We start from the raw sequence: 20,805 nt of genomic DNA on the forward strand, positions 1-20,805 counted from the left end.
CGCCTCGGACCAGGAGAAGGCGAGAACGACAGATGCAATCGGTGCCGGTGCGCGGCCTGATTCCCCAACTTCCCCGGCGGGCGTGGCTCATCCTCGGCGGCGACGCCGTCTCCGCGCTCGGCACCGGGCTGACCCTCCCCTTCTTCCTCATCTATCTGAATCAGGTGCGCGGGATCGAGCTCGGCACGGCCGGGCCGATCCTGTCGACGGTCGCGGCCATGGGACTCGTCGGAAATCCCGTCGGCGGCCTGCTGACGGATCGCTTCGGAGCGCGGTGGCCCGCCGTGACGGGTCTCGTCCTCGCGGCGGCCGGCACGGCGGCGATGATCGGTGTCAGGTCGGCCTGGCAGGGATTCCTCGCGGCCGGCCTGTACGGGCTCGGCGCCGCGATCACCGAGCCGTCCTTCCAGGCGCTTGTCGGCACGTCGGTTCCCGCCGACCGGCGCTCGCAGGTGTTCGCGGTCCGGCACGCCTCCCTCAACGTCGGGCTCAGCGCCGGGGGGCTGCTGGCCGCGTTCACGGTGACTTTCTCCTCGGCCCAGAGCTTCGTCACCATCTATCTTCTGGACGCGGCCACGTTCCTCGTCCTCGCTGTCGTGATCTCCCTCGCGACGCGCGGACACCGGCAGGCGTCGCCGATCGCCGCCGGCGACCGGCGAGTCCCGCCGGAGCCCCGGGCAGCCCGTGGATACCGGGAGATACTCACCGACCGGGTCCTGCTGCCCATCTGGTTGTCGGTGGTGGGGGTGTTCGCCTTCGGGTACGCACAGCTCTACAGCGCGTACCCGATATTCGCCACCCGGACCGGCGGGCTCGACGCGGCCGGGCTGCAACTCACCCTCGTGGTGAACACGGTCACGGTCATTCTCGCGCAGCTCGTCGTCCTCCGCCTCATGGACGGCAGACGCCGCACCCGGGGGTTCGCGCTCTCCGCCGCGCTGATGGCGGCCGCGTGGCTGATCGTGCTGTGGGCCGCGACGGGAACGGCCGGATCGTCCGCGCCGGCCGGCTTCGCCGTCGCGATGTTCGTGTTCGCCGTCGGGGAGACGCTTCTGTCCCCGACCCTCCCAGCGATCGTCAACGACCTGGCTTCGGACTCGACGCGCGGCCGGTACAACGGGGCCTACAGCCTCGCGGGGACGGCCGGGGTCGTCATCGGACCCGCGGTGGCGGGGACCGTGCTCGGCGCCGGTCACGGACCGGCTCTGTTCGCCTGCATGGTCCTGGTGCTCGGCCTCGTCGCGCTGCGGGCGTTCCGGCTCGAACGCCTCCTGCCCGCCTCGGCGAACCTCGTCGCCGCGACCCCGGCCGGCTCCGCCGTCCAGGTGGGACAGGGAGAGGGGACGCATGATGGATGACGGCCCCCGGAACGGCGTGACGGAGCCGGCCGGGCCGGACGCCCGCCTGCTCCTGCTGACCGGGCTCGGGGAGTCGCTCCGGCGAAGCGGCCGCTACCGCGATGCCGAGACGACGCTCAGGAACGCGCTGACCCTCGCCGAGGAGGCCTTCGGCCCTGACTCCCTGGACGTGGGGCGGGTCTGCAACAGCCTGGGCGTGCTCTACAAGTACATCGGAATATTCGACGAGTCCGAGCGGTCGTACCGGCGCGCGCTCGGGATCGTCGAGGCACACCTCGACGTGGCACACCCCTTCGTCGCCGACATCAACCACAACCTCGGCGGGCTGAACCACGCGCGTGGGACGCACGCGCGGGGCGAGCCCTTCGCCCGCCGGGCGCTGGAGATACGGCAGCGGGCATGCCGCCCCGACCACCCGCGGGTCGCCGCCGACAAGGCGGCGCTCGCCGCGATCCTGCACGAGCTCGGCCGGGACGAGGAGGCCGAGCGCCTGTTGCGCGACGCCCTCGCCGTCTTCGAGAGGGAACTCGGGGCCGATCACTACGAGGTCGCGTCCGCCCTGAACAACCTCGCCGCCATCCAGTACGCGAGGGGAGAGCTGGACGCGGCCGAGTCGGCGTACCGCAGGGTCCTCATGATCAAGGAGACGCTGCTGGGCCGGTCTCACCCCGAACTGGCGGTGGCACTGAACAACCTCGCCATGACCGTCTGGAAGCGCGGCAGGCCGCGGACGGCCGCGTCGATCCTCCGGCGGGCGGTCGCCCTGCTCCACCACGAGGTGGAGCGGGAGCAGCCGGTCCGGCTGGCGTGCCTGCGCAATCTCGATTCCTGTACGCGGTCACTGGAAGGCGGAACGGCCGCCGACGACGCACCGCCAAGCTGACCGCCGACGGTCCCGGGTCAAGTCGGGATGAACTTTGACAAGGAGGCCAAACGAGCCACAAGGGCGATGGGGCACCCTGATCGCTGTCCCGCGGATCCGGCACTGCGACACGCAGCGCCGGCAGTCCACGGAAACCACCAAAGGCGGGCCCTCGCCTCTACGTCCCCCCGGCCGCGCCTGGTGCGCGGCCCTGCTCTGGAGAATCTTCCTTGACGTGGTTACTCAGCCGCGCCCTCGCGAGGCGGGCGGCGATTCCCGCGCTGGTCGCGATGCTCAGCGCCCTCGCCGTGCCCGCACCCGCGAGCGCCGCACCCACACCGTCACCGTCCCCGGCCACTGCGGCGGCGTCCGCCGACCCCCCGGCCAAGATCACGGATCTCGGCTCCCTCGTGGGCACGGGCGGTACCGTCACGGACGTCAACAACAAGGGTGAAGTCACCTGGGCGGTCGGGGACCCCAACTGGGACAACGGTCGTCCTCAGGCCAGGCTGTCCTCCGCCGGATCTGTGACGGATCTTCATGCGCTCCTCGGCCTCGATCCCAGTAAGGACGTGAGCACTCCCTGGGAGGTCAGCGACGACGGCTCGGTGGTCGTCACCTCGTTCGGCTACAAAGACGACGTCGGACAAAAGGTGTATCTCGTCAAAGCCGGCAAGGTCACTCCCCTGGGCAGATGGGCGGTCGCCATCAACGACCGCGGTCAGGTCGCGGGCGATCATGTACGCGATCCCGACGGCTCCGAGCTCAAGCTCGAAGCGTTCAAGGGTCAGTACGTGGAGGCTTCGGCGCTGAACAACTCCGGATCCGTCGTCGGCTGGGCCGACATGGACCCCGACGCGCCCACCCTCCTGCGTGCCTTCCGGAGCAGGCCCGGCGAGCCTCTCGATCTCGACCGGGACGAGCTCGAGGTCCCCGGCGCCTACAAGACCCGGGCCCTCGCCGTCAACGACAAGGGCGAGGCCGCCGGCTACGTGGACGAGACCCCGTTGGACGTTCCCATCATGTGGGACAAGAACGGGGGGTCCCACAAGCAGGACATTCCCCATGCGTACGGCGGCCAGGTGAAGGCGATCAACGAGGCCGGCGTCGGCGTGGGGATGATCAACATCAAGGAGGGCAGCGGCAGCTACTCCGCGCATGCCGCTCTGTACCAGGGCGGCGCGGGAACCGACCTGAACACCCTGTTGCCGCCGGGTTCGGACTGGACCCTGAAGGATGCCACCGGCATCAACGATGTCGGCCAGATCGTCGGCATCGGCCGGCCCGCGGGATCGGACGTGGACCACGCCTTCCTGCTCGACCTGGGGTCGGAGAAGGTCCAGATCGAATCGCTGGAACTCGACACCGTGGTCTACCCCTCCAACAGCTGGGTCCCGGTGCCGGAGCAGGGAGCGGTCGAGGGCAACCTGGTCCGTGCCACGGTCACGCTCCACAACCCCAACGACATACCGGTGCGCCGGACGCTGGAGGTGGTCGAGGACGGGACCGGGAAGGTGGTGCGTGACGGAAGGTTCGAGGTGACCGTCCCACCGAAGGACACGGTCACCAAGCGGGTGTCCTGGGACACCACGGGTCTGGCCTGGCGTGATGGTCAGCCGTATTCGAACCGCTCGGTGACCGCTCGGGTCCTCAAGGATGTCGAGGACGAGAGCAAGGCGACCAAGCCGATCGTCGTCCGGCCGCTGCCTGTGGTGATGGTGCACGGCTGGAACAGCAGTGCCCTCACCTGGGGTAAGTACTCGGCGTTCCTGAAGTCCGCGCATCCGCTCTTGACGGGCAAGGCGGCCGGCACTCTCAGCACCGGCATCAAGGCCCTTCCGAACCTGGCGACCTATCCTCTGCCGTTGAACGCCGCGATGCTGGGCCAGACGATCGACGAGGTACGCACCGCCGAGGGCGCGCACCATGTGAACCTGATCGCTCATTCGATGGGCACGACGATCAGCCGTGAGTACATCGCCCGGGAGATGAAGCCGGTCGAGGACGGCAAGCCGGTGGTGCGCCGCCTGATCGCGATGGGCGCCCCGAACGCGGGAAGTCCTTGTGCCGACAAGCTGGTCCAGTTCACGCATAAGGCGGGAAAGAGCGTTCCTTGGTACCCCGCGACGTGGGAAAACACCATGGAGTACATGCAGCATGACTTCAACCCGAAGACCACGAATCTGAAGGGTGTGCTGTTCTCCAACATGGTGGGCACGGGCAAGCCGCTTCTGTGCGGCTGGAAGGAGGTCCCCGAGCCCGATGCCGATGTGCGCAACGACGGTGACAGGATCGTGCCGGCGTGGAGTGCCCGACACGGGGTCGAGGACACGCCGACCATGGAGATCGCCCACACGAGCATGACCGGCTCGCAGGAGGCGTTCAACGACTATGTCAGGCCGCGGCTCGTGTCGTTGCTGTCCGATGACCTGCCCGGGCTGCGTGGGGAGGCTGCCGCTGCCGGTGAGGAGAAGGCCGAAGCCACCGCCGGTGGTGAGAGCTCGATCTTCGCCTCGCTCGAGGCCACGGTGGAGCCGGGCAAGACGGCGAGCGTGCCGGTGGAGGTGCCGGAAGGCACCGAGTTCGGCGTCGTCGGAACGCTGCCGGAGACGGCGGGGCTGGCGCTGCGGGACCCGTCGGGCAAGGTGGCCGCGCAGTACGCGGCGGGCAGCGAGGAGGCCATGGAGGTCGTCCAGGGGCTGAGCGTCGATGCGCCGCAGGCGGGGGCGTGGAAGCTGGAGATCACCAACACGGGTGCCGAGCCGGTCAAGGCCGAGCTGGGTACCTGGATCGTGGACAACCCGGTGAAGGTGACGGCCACGGCCGAGGCGTCGCAGGACGGCAAGGTCGCGGTCAAGGCGGCCGTGACCGACGGCGGCCAGCCGGTGACCGGGGTCGCGGTGCGGGCTGTTCTGACCCTGGGCGACGGCACCCGGAAGGAGGTGCCGCTGAAGGACGACGGGAACAGCGGGGACGAGGCCGCCGACGACGGCAAGTACGGCGGTGTCACCGAGGAACTGGCCGACGGCTCGTATCCGGTCACGGTCGTGGCCGGGACCGGTAAGGGCGAGCGGTCCACGCTGGTGCCGGTGACGGTGGCCAAGCCGGACACCCGTGAGTTCGCGCTGAAGTTGTCGGCCGGGCCGGGTGGTTCGGTGTCGGCGTCGCCGGCGCAGGACACCTACCGGGCCGGGACGAAGGTGAAGGTGACCGCGACCCCTGAGGACGGGTACCTCCCGATCGCATGGGTCATCGATGGTCAGGAGCGGGGCGCGGGTGAGCTGACGGTCACCATGGACGGCCCGCACACGGTGGAGGCCAGGTTCGGCGCCTACAAGGTGACCGAGATCGGCGCGCTGCCCGGCTACACCGCCGATCGGACCGAGGTGGTGGCGCTGAACGACCGTGGTCAGGTCGCGGCCACGGTGGGAACCTCTGGTGGCGATGACCGGCGGGCCGTGCGCTGGGAGGCCGGTGCGTTCACCGACCTGGGCGGCCTGTCGTGTGAGGGTTCGGGCGAGGCCCGCTGCCCGTCGGGTGCCACGGGCATCAACGAGGCCGGCGACGTGTCCGGCTGGGCCGAGAAGTGGGAGAACAACGGGTCCTGGCAGCATGCGGTGGTCTACCGCGGCGGTTCGGTCACCGACCTGCATCCGGTGCACGAGCCGTCGACCTACAGCTTCGCAGAGGATCTGAACGACAACGGTCAGGTGCTCACCGCTGTGTCCAGGTGGCACGACTTAACCTACGGCTACTCCGGGATCTGGGAGCGGAGCGGCTTCGAGCGGATTCCCGACACGCCGCTGCGCTTCCTCGGCGGTGCCGTCAACGACCGGGGCGTCGTCGCCGGTTCCGTCGTGAAGGAACGGGACCCCACCGGCAACGTCGTCGATCGTGAACCGGCCGTTCACGCCAACGGTGTGACCACGCTGCTGGAGATCCCCAAGTGCACCACAGACGAAGGCGCCGCCGTGGACGTCAACGCCGGCGGCCTGCTGGTCGGCTACGGCACGTGCTCGGCGGACGGGAACTACGCCGAGCATGCCTATACGTGGAAGGACGGTCAGCGCACCGACCTGGGTGAGGGCAGCGCGGTCGCCGTCAACGATCACGGTGTGGTGGTCGGCTACCACGGCGCGCACGACTCCGCGAGGCCGGCGGTGTGGATGGATGGCGCGCGTTACCACCTGGAGGACCTGCTTCCCCTGCCGAAGTGCGCCGGGAATGTCATGCCCTGCATGGGCGTGACCTCGATCGCGGACGTCAACTCCTCGGGCAAGATCCTGGTCCGCGGGTTCATCAAGGATGGGACTTCGCAGGGGGATCGGTCCTACCTGTTGACTCCGTCCACTCCGCGGGCGGACCTGGAGGTCACGCACAAGGTCTCGCCGGCCGTGCTCGGTCCGGGTGCGACCGTCACGTGGACGAGCACCGTGACCAACAAGGGCTCCGACACCGCGACCGGCGTCCAGCTGGATGTGGTCATCCCTGCGGCCGCCGAAGGGGCGGTGTGTGAGACCTCGCGGGGTCTGTGCACCCCGTTCAAGAGCGGCAGCGGGTTCCGCAACACGGTGAAGGTTCTGGAGCCGGGCTGGAGCGCCACCGTCACGGTGACCGCCACCATCCCCTCCTACGTCGCCGACGGTGTCGCGATCAAGACCTCGGCGACGGCGTACACCATGGAGGTGACGGATCCCGCGAGGGGCAACAACAAGGCCGAGGCGACCGTGACGGTCCGCCACGCGTTGAACCGCACCAAGCTCACCTTCGATGATCCTGTGCGGATAGGGGCCACCAGCCTCCCGCTGGAGGTGAAGCTGACCAACCACGGCACCGCCGACATGCCGGTCACGGCGGTCACGACCGATGGCCCGTTCGGGCAGACCAACGACTGCCCTGTGTCGCCCAAGAAGCTCGCGCCGGGGAAGTCGTGCACGATGTGGGTGACGTTCAGCCCGACGCAGTTGGGGGCGGCGAGTGGGAAGCTCGCCGTCATCACCGATGGTGATCATCCGTCGTACGTGATGACTCTGGCCGGTCGGGGGATCGAGAGCAACGCCGATCCGGTGGTCGGGGCCCCGGCGGGTGAGTTGACGGGGGTGGTGGGTCAGCCGTTCACGTTCACGGTGCCCTACACCGACGGAGACACGGGCGACACCCACACCGCTGAGATCTGGTGGGGTGTGGAGTGGGGTGACTGGGAGCCCCAGAGCGAGGTCAAGGTGACGCCGAAGGCCGGTGGTGGCGGCACCGTCACCGTGACCGGGACGTTCACGGCCCCGACCGAGGGGCGGGCCCTCGTGATCGTGACCGACAACAAGGGCGGCTACGGCGTCAGCGAGGAGGGCATCCACTACGTCGTCGAAGCCCCGCCGGCCGCCGACATCGCCCCGGCGGCGACCGTGGGCGGGGATGTGAAGCTGACGGTGAACGAGAAGCTCCAGCGGGTGGTGACCTTCTCCGATCCCGGTTCGGCCGCCTGGACGGCGACTGTGGACTACGGCGACGGCGCCGGACCGGTGGCGGTGACCCCCAAGGGCGGCCAGATCAGTCTGGAGCACCTGTGGGCCACGGCCGGGACCTACCCGGTCACCGTGACGGTCCGCGACAACGGCGGCCTGCAGACTGCGGCGAAGTTCACCGCCACGGTCGTCGCCGGCGAGACGCCGGACCAGGCGCCCAAGGTGCAGCTGTCGGGGCCCGGCAAGGTCACCGAGGGCGGCACTTGGCAGGCGACCGGGTCGCTGACCGATCCCGGGTCGAAGGCGTGGACGGCGAGTGTGGACTACGGCGACGGCACCGGACCGCGGGCGCTGCCGGTGGAGGGCGAGAAGCTGAAGCTGGAGCACGTGTTCACCGACAACGGTGAGCGTACGGTCACGGTGAGGGTCACCGACGATACGGGCGCCACCGGCACCGCGCAGCTGAAGGTGAACGCCGCCGGCGCCGCCCCTGTGGTGAAGCTGGCGGAACCGGCCGCCGAAACCGTGGTCGTGACGGGCACCCCGGTCACGCTGAAGGCGTCCTTCACCGACCTGGGCACCGCAGACACCCACACGGCCGTCTGGACCGTCGACGGCCGGAAGGTCGCCGGCGCTCTGGCCGAGCGCGAGGGCAAGGGCGGCACCACGCGGACGCACATCTTCACCAAGCCCGGGCGTCACTCGGTCACGGTGACGGTCACCGACGACGACGGCGCCGCCACCACCAGCAAGAAGGCCTACGTGCTCGTTCAGGCCAAGGGCGCTCGCTGAGCGGTGAGGGCCGGTCCTCCGGCCAGGCACCGACCATGAAGGGCGTCATCCGGATCGACGACGACCACAGCTGAGTGTGCCAGCGGGCTTCCGCCACCCAGGCGGAAGCCCGCGACTCAGCCATCCGATCGCCGCTCCCAAAAAGCCGCGATCAAGCCGTGGCGGTTCGCAGCCGATAGACGTGGGTCTCGATATTCAGGCTGATCTGGCACTCCGTGGCGAAATAGTGCTGCTGCGCCTCTTCGAAGATCTCCGCGCAGCCGGGCTGTGTGCGCACGAAAGAGAGCAGACTCCATGCGTCCGCTTTCCCGAGCCGGATCTCGTCCTCGCCGAAAACCGGCCGGGCGCCTCCGCCGTCGCGAACCGTCGTCGAGAACTGCCGGACGAGCTCGAAGCCGAATTCCTGGGCCCGCTCCGGCAGGTCGTTCAGGATCAGCCGGTCGCCGGCGTACGCCTGGTTGTAGGCCTGCATCATCCGCCGGACGACCTCCGGGCCGGTGAAGGTGGCGTCGTTGACGTCCACGACGTACAGCAGGCCGCCGGGCCGGAGAATCCGTCGCATCTCCAGAAGTGCGAGATCGGGGCTGCGGAGATGGACGAACACGAAGTTCGCGGTGATCACGTCGTGTGACGAGTCCGGCTCGTCGGTGGCGTACGCGCTGCCTTCGCGGAAGTCGAGTTCCGGGTATGCCGCCCGGGCCCTCGTGAGCAGCTCGGCGGCGGGTTCGACGCCGCGCACCTGATAGCCGGCGAAGGGCGCCGCCTCGGCGACCGCGGCCAGGTAGTCTCCCGGCCCGCTTCCGATGTCCAGCAGTGACGCGGGTGCGGGCGGGAAGGGCGTCATGGCCAGGCGCTGTCGCTGCTCGGCGAGCATCACCTGGCCCTGGGAGGCCAGGCGGGGCGCCTCGGTCTCAAGGCGTAGCTGTCGCAGATAATGGTTCTCCGCCCCCAGACCGGTCACCGCCAAGAGGTCCGCGCGCTTGTTCTCGGCGAGAAAGCGGACCAGGGAGGGCACGGGAATGCCGCCGGCGGCCGAGTATTTCCTGGTGAGATCCCGATGTTGCAGGTAGAACCTCTCCAGCTCCTCTTCGCCTTCGACCTTCATCACCACCACCGTGTCCGCGCCCGAGCCGACCTGGGCGTGATAGCTGAAGTTCCTTCTCGCGTAGCGGTCGACGAGGTGCAGGAGCGTGTCGGCGTGCACGTAGACGAAGAACCGGGACGGCAGCAGCGATTCGCTGATCTGCCGCAGCATGGAGGTTCCGATTTCCGCGGTGAGCAACCGGCCCCGGTATTCCGGGAGTTCCACCCGCATGCCTATTCCGACGCTCGGCCCCTCCACCCTGGACAGTTCCAGCGCGGCCAGCTCAGGGGCGCCCGGCTCGTAGACGTACGCGGAAATGGCCGAGACGATCTCTCCGCCGGCCACGGCGCAGAGGTGGAGGCCGTCCGGATCCCGGTCGCGATGGATCCTCTTCTCCGGCCAGCTCATCTCGTCCACGAACACACGCCTGCGCAGGGCGAGCATCCCATCCGCGGCTTCGTCCCAGGTCAGCCACTGTGCCGTCAAACTCCTGCCGTCATCCATTTCTGCGGGCCTTCCGGTAGCGCTTGGAGGGAAAGAAAGGGGCCACTCGTCGATCAACCCGCCCTCGTTCCCGTGGACGCCGTCGGCTCGGCCTCGTAAGGCAGCTCGTAAGGCAGAGGGAAGGCGCGGCACAGCTCCCGGACGGAGGCGGTCACCCGCTCGCGCACCGGGTCCGGCAGGGTGAGCCCACCGTCGGGCAGCAGGACGACGTGGGCGAGCACCGTGTCGATCAGTTCGGCGCAGCGCTCCATCTCCGACGGGCCCATCCCGCGGAGCGAGACGCTGTTGCTGCCCAGACGGACCCCGCTCGTCGTCGTGGCCCCGCGGGTGTCGCCCGGAATCTTGTTCTTGTTGACCAGAATGTCGCAGAGCTCCAGGGCCCGCTCGGCAGTGGCGCCGGTGAGGCCGCCCGGCACGCGGAACAGCACGATGTGGTTGTCGGTCCCGCCGCCCACCACCTCGTAACCGCGGCCGGCCAGCGACCGGGCGAGCGCGTCGGCGTTGGCGCGGATCCGCCGGGCCAGGTCGCGGAAGGCCGGGTCCAGCAGCCGGCCGAGCGCGCGGGCCTTCGCGGCGATGGTGTGCACCTCGGGAGAGCCTTGCAGCAGCGGGAACACCGCGCTCTGGACGCGCTGGGCCAGGGTGCGTACGCCGTCGTCGCTGAGCGCGTCCGCGTCGCGGCCCATCATGATCAGCCCGCCTCGCGGACCGTACAACTGCTTGAACGTGCACGTCGTCGTGAAGTGCGCGGCGTCGATGGGGCTCGGGTGCAGACCGGCGGCCACCAGTCCGGCGATGTGGGTGACATCGGCCAGAACGTAGGCGCCCACGTCATCGGCGATGGCGCGGACACGGTCGAAGTCGATCAAGCGGGTGTAGGAGGTGGTGCCGCAGACGATCAGCCGGGGCCGGTGCGCGCGGGCGAGATCGCCGAGCTGCCGGTAGTCGATCACGCCCTCGTCGTCGACCCCGTACGTGTGCGCCTTGAAGAGTCTGCCGCTCAGGTTGACCTCCGCCCCGTGGGTGAGGTGGCCGCCCTGGTCCAGGGACATGCCGAGGATGGTCTCGCCCGGCCGGAGCAGCGACTGCATCACGCTGTGGTTGGCGAAGCTGGCGCAATGGGGCTGGACGTTGACGTACCGAGCGCCGAAGACCCGCTTGGCCCGCTCGATCGCCAGCTCTTCGACCTGGTCGACGTGACGACATCCCGCGTGGTAGCGCCTGCCCGGGTATCCCTCGGCGGTGACGTTCACGATGCTGGACCCCGTCACCGCCAGCACACTGGCGTCGGTGCCCCCGCTGGAGGCGACCAGGGACAGCGACTCCGTCTGGCGGCGGTGCTCGCTTTCGAGCAGGTCGAACAGCAGGGGATCGTCACGGCGTAACTTGTCGACGCCCTCGCTCAGGCAGCGGCCGAGCGCGCTCTCCTTCATACGTGCCTCCCTGTGCTTCCGGCTCACCAGGCGTGGTCGATCTCGGGCATGGCAGGGTGGCGCCCGGTGTCGACCCTGGGGGGAGGGGCGCAGCCGCGCCGCGCGGACCGCCAGGGGCGAAGGTAGGGGGGCCGGCTTGTGGCCGGCTTGTGACCGGGGACCCCACCGGCGTGCGCGAAACAAGGTTTCACAAGCGGACCGCCACCGGCCTCGATGTCCTCATCGCCGAGAAGACGCTGTGGCCACATGTGAGCCACAAGGCCGATGCTGAACAGTCGTCCGCATGGAACCCGACGCCTTCGCCCTGGGCCGGCCCCCGTGCAGCGCGGCGCCGAGCCTCGCGCGGGGACCAGTCGTCGGCGGCGCGCTCGCGTAGGAGAGCGTGGCGCCGAGGATCTGCGGCGCACGTACAAGGGCCGCCGCTGACTGCTCACGCCATCAGGCGGAGCAGGTCGTTCAAGCGGGCGCAAGGGGTGACAAGGTGCTGAAGAGAAGCACAAGCGGCGCCCGCGAGACTGTCGGCAGGCCATAAGGCATGGCCTGTGCAACCAGAAGGGGGAAATGCCGTGCGTGGCATTCTCAAGATCGACGACCTTCCTGCGGGTGTTTCCGAGCTCTCCGGCTCGGACCTTGACACCGTCGCGGGGATCGACATCGTGCTCGACGACGGCTCCGTGATCACGGCCGGCATGGAGCCGGGGACGGGCTTCACCTGCACGGCGTTGCGCAACGGCAAGAGCGGGGACTGCAAGCAGAGCTGACCGTCGTGAAAGTCGCGGGGAAGCCGGCGTCCGTGGACGCCGGCTTCCCCGCGTGACGACGAAGGAGCACTTCAGACTGTGTTACTGATCATTAGCGACCACGGCGACGACTCGGTCCACGCCGTCCTGTCCAAGCTGCGTGAGCGCGGCGTGCCGACGCTGTGGTGGGATGAGGCGGACTACCCGGAAGCCTCGACCCTCACCACCAGCTACCGCGACGGCCGCTGGCGGCAGACGCTGACGTACCGGGGCGAGGAACACGACCTGTCGCGGGTGAGGGCGGTCTGGCACCGCCGCCCCGGCCGGCCGTCGGCCCCGGCCGTGCGGGACCCGTCGCAGCGCGAGTTCGCCGAGCACGTGGCCGGGCACGCGCTCGCCGGCGCGTACGACCTGATGACGCGGGCGCGGTGGATGCCCGCCCGACCGGCGCACCTCCAGGCGATCGACAACAAGCTGCTGCACCTGTACCGAGCCGTTGAGCTCGGCTTCACCGTGGTGGACACGGTGGTGACCAACGATCCCGGTGAGCTCGCCCCGGCCTGGACCAGGGCCGGCGGCCGGCTCATCACCAAGGCTCTGAGCTTCCGGACGTTCACCTGCGACGGAGAGTACGGCCACCTCTACACCGCCATGGTGCCGCGCCGATGGCTGGCCGGTCGGCACCGGTTGCGCCATGCGGCGTCGATGCTGCAGCCCTATGTGCCCAAGGCGTACGAGCTGCGGGTGACCGTCGTCGGCGAGCGGGTCTTCGCCGCGCGCATCGACTCCCAGGCCTCGCGGCTGACGACCGTCGACTGGCGGCACTACGGCGATCCCAAGGTGGGTTACTCGGCCTACGATCTCCCGGCGGAGGTCGCGGAGCGGTGCGTCCGCCTGGTCGCGGAGCTCGGCCTGAGCTTCGGCGCACTGGACTTCATCGTGACCCCGGACGGCCGGTACGTCTTCCTGGAGCTCAACGTCGACGGGCAGTGGGCCTTCATCGAGACGCTGACCGGCCTGCCCATCGCTGACGCCATCGCCGGCTGGCTCACCACCCCGACCGGCTACGAGGAACCCATCGATGTCCACTGAGCAGATCACGCCCTCCTCCGAAACCCGCGCCGCCTTCGCGACGGAACTCGCCGAAGCGGTGGCGCTGTTGCGTCAGCTGCCGAAGAACCTGCCCGACGAGGCGCGGCGACGCGTACGCACCTGGTCGGAGGAGCGGCCGTGGCTGAGCGCCGAGCTCGTGGTCGATCAGCCGCCGGGATCCACCAGAGCCGGCTACGACCTGCTCCTGGAGCACCCCGCCGGCGGTACGGTCGCCCTGTCGACCGAGGTGGACGACGGCATCCCCTGGCTGGTCGACCACTCCACGCACTGGGCGGCGGGGCAGGTCCTCCGCGTCGACGGGCACGACCTGTCGATCGCCGCCGCGCTGTCCACCATCCGCGCCTTCGGCGCCCGCGACCGGCAGATCCACGAGCGGCTGGTGGACCATTGCATCCTGCTCGGGGAGATGAGGAGCGGCGAGGGGCCGCTCACGGACGCCGAGACGCAGCGGGCGGCCGATGAGTTCCGCCGGCGTCGCGGGCTCGACACCCGGGAGCGGACACTGACCTGGCTGGCCGAGGCCGGCCTGTCCGAGGAGGCGTTCTGGCATCACGTCAGGGCGCAGGCCTACGTCGCACGCGTCCGCGACCGCTTCGCGGGCGAGCCCGCCCGGCGTCACCTGGCCGAGCACCCCGAGGAGTTCACGCTGCGGCGTGCCGCGTGGGTGACCGGGGTGCGGCCGGAGGTGGTGGGCGAGCTCGCCGACGGCCCGGTGGACGGGTTCCTGGATCGGGCCGCCGCGGCGGTGCGCTCCGCACGCGTGCGCCTGGAGGCGTGCACGGCCCTCACCCCGCGGCTGCCCCGGCCGATACGCGAGCTGCCGGCCGGGCAGGCGGTGGGGCCGGTTCCGGTCGAGGGCGGATACCTGGCCGGCGTCGTGTACGAGGTCGTCGCGCCCTCGCCCGGCGACCCGGAGGTGCTCGACGCGGCGCGGGACGCGGCTTACCAGGCGTGGCTGGACGAGCGGCGGCGCTCCGCGGACATCAGGTGGTTCTGGCTGTGAGCCGGCGGGTGCCGCTGCGGATGCAACTGACCCGCAGCGAGTGCGGCGCGGCCTGCCTGGCCATGGTGCTCAGCGCGCTGGGCCGTCGCACCGGTCTCACCGAGATGCGCGAACACCTCGCCGAGAGCGTGGACGGGGTCAGCCTGCGGGAGATGATCCAGGCCGGCGCCCGGTTCGGGCTGCGGCTGCGCGCCTGCCGCGCCCCGCTGGACGCCGTCGCGCAGTTGCCCGCACCGTTCATCGCCCTGTGGAACGACAACCACTTCGTCGTGGTCGAGCGCGTGACGGCGCGCGGCGTCACCGTGCTCGACCCGGCCCGCGGCCGGCGCCGGCTGCCGCACCAGCGGTTCGAGGCCGGCTACTCCGGCACAGTGCTGCTCGCCGACGCCCCTGCCGGGCTGGCGCCCGCCGCCGCACCCTCGCGTCCCTGGACCGTGCTGCGCCCGCTGCTGACCCCGGTGCTGACGAACCGCAAACTGGTCGCCGCCGTGCTGCTGTCCTCGCTGGCGGCGCAGGCCCTCGGCCTGGCTGTGCCGGTGTTCACCAAGCTGGTGGTGGACCGGCCGCTGTCTGTCGACGTCACGGCGCTCGCGGCGGCGGCCTGCTGCGTCGTCGTCACGCATGCGCTGATCGCATGGGTACGCGCCCGGATACTGATCGCGTTGCAGACGTCGGTGGCCGCGGAGGTCATGCGCGAGCTCGTCGGTCACACGCTGGCCCTGCCGTACCGCTTCTTCCAGAGCAGGTCCAAAGGCGACCTGCTGAGCCGGCTGGGCGGCGTGGCGGTGCTGCGCGACCTGCTCACCGATCAGTCACTGGCCTTCCTGTTCGACCTGCTGACCGCGGTGTCGTACCTGACGCTGCTGTTCGTGGCCGCGCCCTGGCTCGGGCTGCTGACGCTGGTGACGGCTCTCGCCCAGGCCGCCGTCGTGCTGGGCACGGCCCGTCGCGGGCGGCATCTGGCCCTGGCCGCCGTGCACAGCGGTGCCGCCACCCAGGCCGCCCTGGTGGACAGCCTCGCGGGCATCGAGGCGATCAAGGCCACGGGTGGGGAGGCCGCCGCCGTCAGCCGCTGGCGTGAGCAGCACGACGAGGAGCTGACCACGAGTGCGGCCCGCAACCGGCACGTGGCCGGGGTGCAGGCCGCGAGCAACGCGCTGGGGATGGCGCTCGACCTGGGGTTGCTGGTGGCCGTGTTCGCCACCGCCGGGCAGGGGGCGTCGCTGGGCGACCAGCTCGCCCTGGTGACGCTGGCGGCCGCCGCGATCACGCCGCTGAGCTCGTTGCTCGGCATCACCTACCAGCTCCAGCTCGCCGGCGCCCACGTCGGGCGGATCGCCGACCTGATGAGCGCGACGCCGGAACGCGTGGGCGGGACCCGGCCGGCGGGCGGGCTGCGCGGCGGCGTGGCCGTCTCCGGTCTGTCCTCCGGCTACGACTCCCGCGCCCCGGTGCTGCGGGACATCTCGCTGCACGTCCCGCCGGGCGCGCGGGTCGCGATCGTCGGCGCGTCGGGATCCGGCAAGACGACGCTCGGCCGGGCGCTGGTCGGGCTGGTGGAGCCCGCCGCCGGGCAGATCCGGTTTGACGGGATCCCGCTGGAGGAGATCGACCTGCGCTGGCTGCGGAGGCAGGTGGGAGTCGTCACCCAGCAGCCGCACCTGTTCGCCGGAACGATCCGGGCCAATATCGCCGGTTTCGCTGAGATGAGCCGGCAGGCCGTCGAGGAGGCCGCCCGCCTGGCCGAGATCCACGACGAGATCGTCCGGCTGCCGCAGGGCTACGACACCGACATCGGAGAGGGCGGTGCGCGTCTGTCCGGCGGGCAGCGTCAGCGGATCGCGCTGGCCCGCGCGCTCGCCGGCCGGCCCAGGATCCTGCTGCTCGACGAGCCGACCGCCAGCCTGGACGGCGTCACGGAGGAACGCATCCGCCGCAATCTCCTGCACCTGGGCCAGACGCAGATCGTCATCGCCCACCGCCTGTCCACCATCCGGGACGCCGATCTGATCGTCGTGCTGGACCGGGGCCGCCTGGTCGAGGCCGGCACCCACGACCGGCTCATGGCGTACGGCGGCTACTATGCCGGCCTGGTGCGCTACCAGCACAGAACGGCGGGGCAGCAGGTCCACTCCCCGGCCAGGTGAGGACCGCTACCGGCATGCCGCCGACGGCACCGCAACCGGCTCGTCGAGCAGGAGTGCCGTCTCTCTCGCCCGCGTGCTCCACCAGGTGAGCCCGTTGCGGGCGGCAAGGCCGGCCAGCGTGGCCAGATGCCGGGCGGCCGCGTCGCGGTCACCTGCGGCCTCGGCCAGCCGGGCCAGGAAGAAGTCGACGGGCCCCAGCGTGACCACGGCGGAGCTGACCGCGATGGTGCCGCTGTAGGGCAGCAGTTCGGCGTAGGTCGCCCGGCAGGCGCGGACGTCTCCGACCGCAGCCTGCGCCGCGCCCTGGAGGCAGGTCATGGTCAGCCACGACCAGTCCCGCACCCGTTCGGGCCAGCCGCCCGCCGCCAGCCGGCGCGCCTCGGCGGTCCGCCCCTGCCGGATCAGCAGCAGGACCCGCATGTCGTGGTCGGCAGAGGGATGAATGCCCGCGATCGCCTCGACGAGCGGCCCGGCCTCGGCCAGGGTGCCCCGGTGGTAGTGCAGGATGAGCCGCCCGGCGGTCACCACCGCTTCGCCGTGCCACACGCCCAGCCGGCCGGCCAGCCGGCCTGCCTCGCGGTACTGGGCCTCGGCGTCGTCGAACCGGCCGGCCAGGACGAGCCGGTTGGCCCGCCACAGCGTGTGCTGGAAGCGCGGCCAGGGCAGCGGCAGCCGCTCCAGCAGCGTGTCGCAGCGGGCCGCGGCGCGGTCCGCGCCCGCCACGTCGAACGCCTCCAGACGGTGGTGACTGAAGATCATGTGCGCGAGCAGCTCGAAGTCCGGTTCCCCGGCCCGTACGGCCGCGTCGAGTAGGTCGGCGGCGATCTCCACCGGTTCGGTGGCGTGGGCGGGCAGCGCGGGCAGCGACAGGTAGCGGGCGTTGAGCATCCGCACCAGCAGGCGCGGATCGCCCAGCCGGCGGGCCATCTCGACCGCTTCGACGGCCAGGGCGTCGCGGCGCGGGTCGTCGGTCGCGTCGTACAGCTCCTCGGCCAGGACGCCGAGCAGACGGGCCCGCGTGGGGCTGTCGGTCGCGGGCAGGTCGCGCAGCGCGGACTCCAGGCGGTGCACGAGCCGCAGGTCCACCGCCTCGTACGGGTCGCGCAGCGTCCAGATCGCGGGCGCGTCAAGAGCGGTGAGAGCCCGGGCGGTCGGCTCCGGCCCCGCCGCCGCCCTGTCGGCGGCGTGGATGGCCCGGGCCCTGGCCTGCCGCGCGCCGACCGCGTCCCCGGAGTCCAGCAGCGCCCGTACCTGACCGAGCAGCAGCTCCAGATGGTCGAGCGGGTCGCCGGCGCGGGCGCCGTGCGCGGTGATCGCCCGCTTCCACCACATCGCGGCTTCCTCGTAGGCCAGGCGCAGGCCGGCCTGCTCAGCCGCCGCGCGCGCCCATCGCACCGCCTCGCCGTAGGCCGCGGGACCGGCCTCGACCGCGTGGTGCGCGATGACGGCCACGTCGGCGTTCGGCCGTGAGGACAGGGAGACCATCACGCCGCGGTGGATCGCCGCCTTGCGCAGGGGCGGGAGGTCGTGCACCAGGGTGTCCCGGACCAGGTCGTGCGCGAAGGCCATCCGGCCGTCGCGCGGGACGACCAGCCCGGCCCGGGCCGCCTGGTCCAGCAGGTCGCAGATTTCCTGATCGTCAGCGACCTCGGATCCCCCGCGATGGGGAGCGGCTTGTGCGCGGCAGATCTCGGCGACCGCCGCGGGGTCGAAGTCGCGGCCGAGCACCGCCGCGACGCCGAGCACCTCGCCCGCCCGCCGCCCGAGCGCGCCGATCCGCTGGCGGACCACGGTGGCGACCGCGTCGGGCACCGCGTCGAGCGGGCGGCCCTGGGCGAGCAACCGGACGCTTTCCCGGACGAAGAACGGGTTCCCTCCGGTACGGTCGGCCAGCCGCCTGGCGGTGACCTCGTCCACCGTCGCCTTCATGCCCGCCGCGATGGCCCGCACGGCGTCCGTGTCGAGACCGTCCAGGTGGACGCGCCGCAGGTCGTAGCGGACGAGGCGGGTCAGCAGCTCGTCCACGGGCAGCCCGGCGCCGGCGGTCCGTGACTCGTCCCGGTCGCGGAAGGCCGCCACGATCTTGAGGGGCGCCCTCGCCGCCGGCCTGCTCGTCAGCATGATCAGGTCTTTGAGCAGTTCGAGCGAGGCCGGGTCGGCCCAGTGCAGGTCGTCCAGAACGACGATCATCGGCTGGCTACGCGCCGCCGCCAGCAGCCAGTCCGCGACGGCCTGGTTGCGGCGCAGCAGCGCGGCGGAGGTCGGGCCTGCGGGCTGCTCGTCGTCAAGGAGACCGGCCAGCGCTGCCCGGTCGGCGGGCGGGTGATGGCGGGCGAGCGTGTTCAGCACCTGCAGCCACGGCCACAGCGGAGGCGCCCCCCGCAGATCGGGGCAGTCGCCCCACAGCACGAGGTGGCCGAGGCCGGCGCAGTGCTCGCCGAACGCCTCCAGCAGGAAGGTCTTGCCGATGCCCGGCTCGCCGGTCACCGCGGCCACGGCCACACCGCCCTCGTCGAGCAGCTCCCGAAGGGCCGCGAATTGCCGCTCCCGGCCGGGTACGGGCCGGCGCCGCTCGGACGGGGCCGCCGCGGACAGCACCGCGGCGGCGCGTACGGGGTCCAGGGAGTCCACCTGCCGGAGGATGTCCTCCTCCAGTGCCCGCAGCTCCGGTCCGGGGTCGAGCCCGAGCTCTTCGGCGAGCCGCTCCTTCACCCGGCGCAGCACGGCCAGCGCATCGGCCTGACGCCCGGTGCGGTACAGCGCCAGGGCCAGCAGACTCCACAGCCGCTCGCGCAGCGGGTGCTCGAACGTCTCCGCCTCCAACCCGCCGATCACGAGATGGGGACGGCCCAGGTCGATCAGCGCCTCGGCCCGGCGTTCGACGGCGGTCATCCGCAGCTCGCACAGCCGGGTGACCTCGGCGAGCGCCCACGGCCGGTCGGCGAACTCCTCATAGGGGACGCCGCGCCACAACCGCAGCGCCCTGTCCAGGTGGTCGAGCCTGTCCTCGGACGACTGCACCTCGGCCCGCTCCACCAGCCCGGCGAACTCGATCGCGTCCACGTCCCCGGTGGCGAGCAGGTAGCCGGGCTGCCGCGCGACGAGGAGCTGTGGCGGCACGCCGCGAGGCCGCTCCGGCTCCAGGACGCGGCGCAGATTACTGATGTACGAATGCAGCGTCGGCAGGGCGGTGGCCGGCGGCGATCCGTCGTACACGTCCGCGATGAGCGCATCCGTGGAGACCACGGCGCCCCGTGCCAGCAGAAGCCGGGCCAGCACCGCACGCTGGCGGCGGCCGCGCAGCTCCACCCGGCCCCGGTCATCGTCGTAGGCCTCCAGCGCTCCGAGCACCCGGAACCTCACGCGCGCTGCCCGCATCGCCGATCTTCCCCCATCATCGTCTCCGCGCGCCGGCGCGCCGCACGACACCCCCCGCAGATGCCACTGGTGCCGGAGCCTGCTAACCGGCCAGTGACGTCCGGCACGGCAACCTATTGTCTACAATTCCGCCAGACCGGCCGGAACGGGGTCGTTCTCCTCAGAGGCGTGTTCGAGCGCCTGCGGAGGCAGGGCGGCGCTGACGGTGGTGCCCTCGCCGGGCACGCTGTTGACGCTGAGGCCGCCGCCCAGCGCACCGAGATCGGCTCGGCTCGTCAGCAGGCGCGCCTCCAGCGCTTCGCAAGCTCTCACCGTCATGCCGCCGCCGTCATCACTGATCGTCAAGCGCAGCCCGGTGCGGGCCGCGGTGAGAGCAAAGCCGACGGTACGGGCCTGCACGTGCTCCCGGCGCCCAGCTCGCCGGCGGCCAGCAGCAGGGCCATGGCGTCGTCGGAGACGGTGTCGGTGTCGACGACCAGGGGAAGAGGCAGCACGATCAACCTCATCTAATCGTTTAGAATGCTGTGCAGGCTCTATCTAACCGATTAGATCCGAGAATGTAAAACCGTTATGGCACCACGTCGTCGAGCTGCCCTTCGATCGTGTCCTCGACCAAGCGCTAGGCGGCCTGGTAGCCGGGGATGTCCTCCACCCGGTGGTAGACGGGCACGCCGCGCTCGGTGGCGATCCGTACGTCCTCGTCGGCTGTTCGCGAGCGCTCCTGGCCAGTTCGGAGAAGATCGGCGCAGCCTCCCGTTTCGCCGTTCTGCCGTTGGCGGGCGTCGCTGGGGTCGACACCGACGCCGGCGGTGAGAACGCCGCCGTACGCTCACTCGGCGCGCCGCTCATCCATGCCTGACCGTGCGGCCACGGGTCGTGCACGATTCTGCATGTTTGCTCGCAGTCGCGACCAGCGACCGTTCGGTCCT

At 71.0% G+C, this 20,805-nt stretch carries 12 protein-coding genes; 8 read left to right on the forward strand and 4 right to left on the reverse strand.

Annotated elements, in window-relative coordinates:
• The first annotated feature begins 32 nt into the window (after nt 1-32).
• The 3 genes from AC27IY_RS10785 (at nt 33) to AC27IY_RS10795 (ending at nt 8,474) form a co-directional block, all read left to right on the forward strand.
• Nucleotides 33-1,358: an MFS transporter gene (locus AC27IY_RS10785; protein WP_487177834.1), complete on the forward strand. Its 1,326-nt coding sequence runs from the start codon at nt 33-35 to the stop codon at nt 1,356-1,358.
• Nucleotides 1,348-2,241, forward strand: a complete 894-nt coding sequence (locus AC27IY_RS10790; RefSeq protein ID WP_487177835.1) for a tetratricopeptide repeat protein — start codon at nt 1,348-1,350, stop codon at nt 2,239-2,241. Before AC27IY_RS10785 ends, AC27IY_RS10790 begins: the two co-directional genes overlap by 11 nt.
• Nucleotides 2,242-2,450: 209 nt before the next feature.
• Nucleotides 2,451-8,474, forward strand: a complete 6,024-nt coding sequence (locus AC27IY_RS10795) for a PKD domain-containing protein (RefSeq protein WP_487177836.1) — start codon at nt 2,451-2,453, stop codon at nt 8,472-8,474.
• 151 nt (nt 8,475-8,625) lie between these two features.
• On the opposite strand, the gene AC27IY_RS10800 is transcribed toward AC27IY_RS10795, so the two are convergent.
• The gene (locus tag AC27IY_RS10800; protein ID WP_487177837.1) at nt 8,626-10,062 is read right to left on the reverse strand and encodes a methyltransferase domain-containing protein; all 1,437 of its coding nucleotides are present in this window, start codon (nt 10,060-10,062) and stop codon (nt 8,626-8,628) included.
• A 53-nt stretch (nt 10,063-10,115) separates the two neighbouring features.
• Nucleotides 10,116-11,495: a serine hydroxymethyltransferase gene (locus tag AC27IY_RS10805; protein WP_487177838.1), complete on the reverse strand. Its 1,380-nt coding sequence runs from the start codon at nt 11,493-11,495 to the stop codon at nt 10,116-10,118.
• 566 nt (nt 11,496-12,061) lie between these two features.
• Between AC27IY_RS10805 and AC27IY_RS10810 the strand changes: the two genes are divergently transcribed.
• The 4 genes from AC27IY_RS10810 to AC27IY_RS10825 all read left to right on the forward strand — a co-directional run bounded on the left by AC27IY_RS10810 (nt 12,062) and on the right by AC27IY_RS10825 (nt 16,498).
• Nucleotides 12,062-12,256, forward strand: a complete 195-nt coding sequence (locus AC27IY_RS10810; protein WP_344219474.1) for a hypothetical protein — start codon at nt 12,062-12,064, stop codon at nt 12,254-12,256.
• A gap of 78 nt (nt 12,257-12,334) precedes the next feature.
• Nucleotides 12,335-13,327 carry an MvdC/MvdD family ATP grasp protein gene (locus AC27IY_RS10815; RefSeq protein ID WP_423471396.1) on the forward strand — a complete coding sequence of 331 codons (993 nt, stop codon included), beginning with the start codon at nt 12,335-12,337 and terminating at the stop codon, nt 13,325-13,327.
• Nucleotides 13,317-14,351, forward strand: a complete 1,035-nt coding sequence (locus tag AC27IY_RS10820; protein WP_423471395.1) for a TIGR04500 family putative peptide maturation system protein — start codon at nt 13,317-13,319, stop codon at nt 14,349-14,351. Before AC27IY_RS10815 ends, AC27IY_RS10820 begins: the two co-directional genes overlap by 11 nt.
• Nucleotides 14,336-16,498, forward strand: coding sequence for a peptidase domain-containing ABC transporter (locus tag AC27IY_RS10825; RefSeq protein ID WP_487177839.1), 2,163 nt, complete (start codon nt 14,336-14,338; stop codon nt 16,496-16,498). Before AC27IY_RS10820 ends, AC27IY_RS10825 begins: the two co-directional genes overlap by 16 nt.
• 6 nt (nt 16,499-16,504) lie before the next feature.
• Here AC27IY_RS10825 and AC27IY_RS10830 read toward each other — a convergent pair whose 3' ends face one another.
• On the reverse strand, nt 16,505-19,876 hold the full coding sequence (locus tag AC27IY_RS10830) for an ATP-binding protein (RefSeq protein ID WP_487177840.1): 3,372 nt from the start codon (nt 19,874-19,876) through the stop codon (nt 16,505-16,507).
• A gap of 120 nt (nt 19,877-19,996) precedes the next feature.
• Entirely contained in the window at nt 19,997-20,275 is a 279-nt protein-coding gene (locus AC27IY_RS10835) for an ATP-binding protein (RefSeq protein WP_487177841.1), read from the reverse strand.
• Between the two features lie 256 nt (nt 20,276-20,531).
• Between AC27IY_RS10835 and AC27IY_RS10840 the strand changes: the two genes are divergently transcribed.
• Nucleotides 20,532-20,735 (forward strand): hypothetical protein, encoded by a 204-nt coding sequence (locus AC27IY_RS10840; RefSeq protein WP_487177842.1) that lies wholly within the window; start codon nt 20,532-20,534, stop codon nt 20,733-20,735.
• The last annotated feature ends 70 nt before the right edge of the window (nt 20,736-20,805 follow it).

The sequence above is a fragment of the Nonomuraea sp. B208 genome, assembly GCF_057536035.1.

Coding starts and splice junctions, on each gene's coding strand:
- AC27IY_RS10805 (WP_487177838.1), bottom strand. CDS start 11,495: ATGAAGGAGAGCGCGCTCGGCCGCTGCCTGAGCGAGGGCGTCGACAAG.
- AC27IY_RS10785 (WP_487177834.1), top strand. CDS start 33: ATGCAATCGGTGCCGGTGCGCGGCCTGATTCCCCAACTTCCCCGGCGG.
- AC27IY_RS10820 (WP_423471395.1), top strand. CDS start 13,317: ATGTCCACTGAGCAGATCACGCCCTCCTCCGAAACCCGCGCCGCCTTC.
- AC27IY_RS10830 (WP_487177840.1), bottom strand. CDS start 19,876: ATGCGGGCAGCGCGCGTGAGGTTCCGGGTGCTCGGAGCGCTGGAGGCC.
- AC27IY_RS10800 (WP_487177837.1), bottom strand. CDS start 10,062: ATGGATGACGGCAGGAGTTTGACGGCACAGTGGCTGACCTGGGACGAA.
- AC27IY_RS10790 (WP_487177835.1), top strand. CDS start 1,348: ATGATGGATGACGGCCCCCGGAACGGCGTGACGGAGCCGGCCGGGCCG.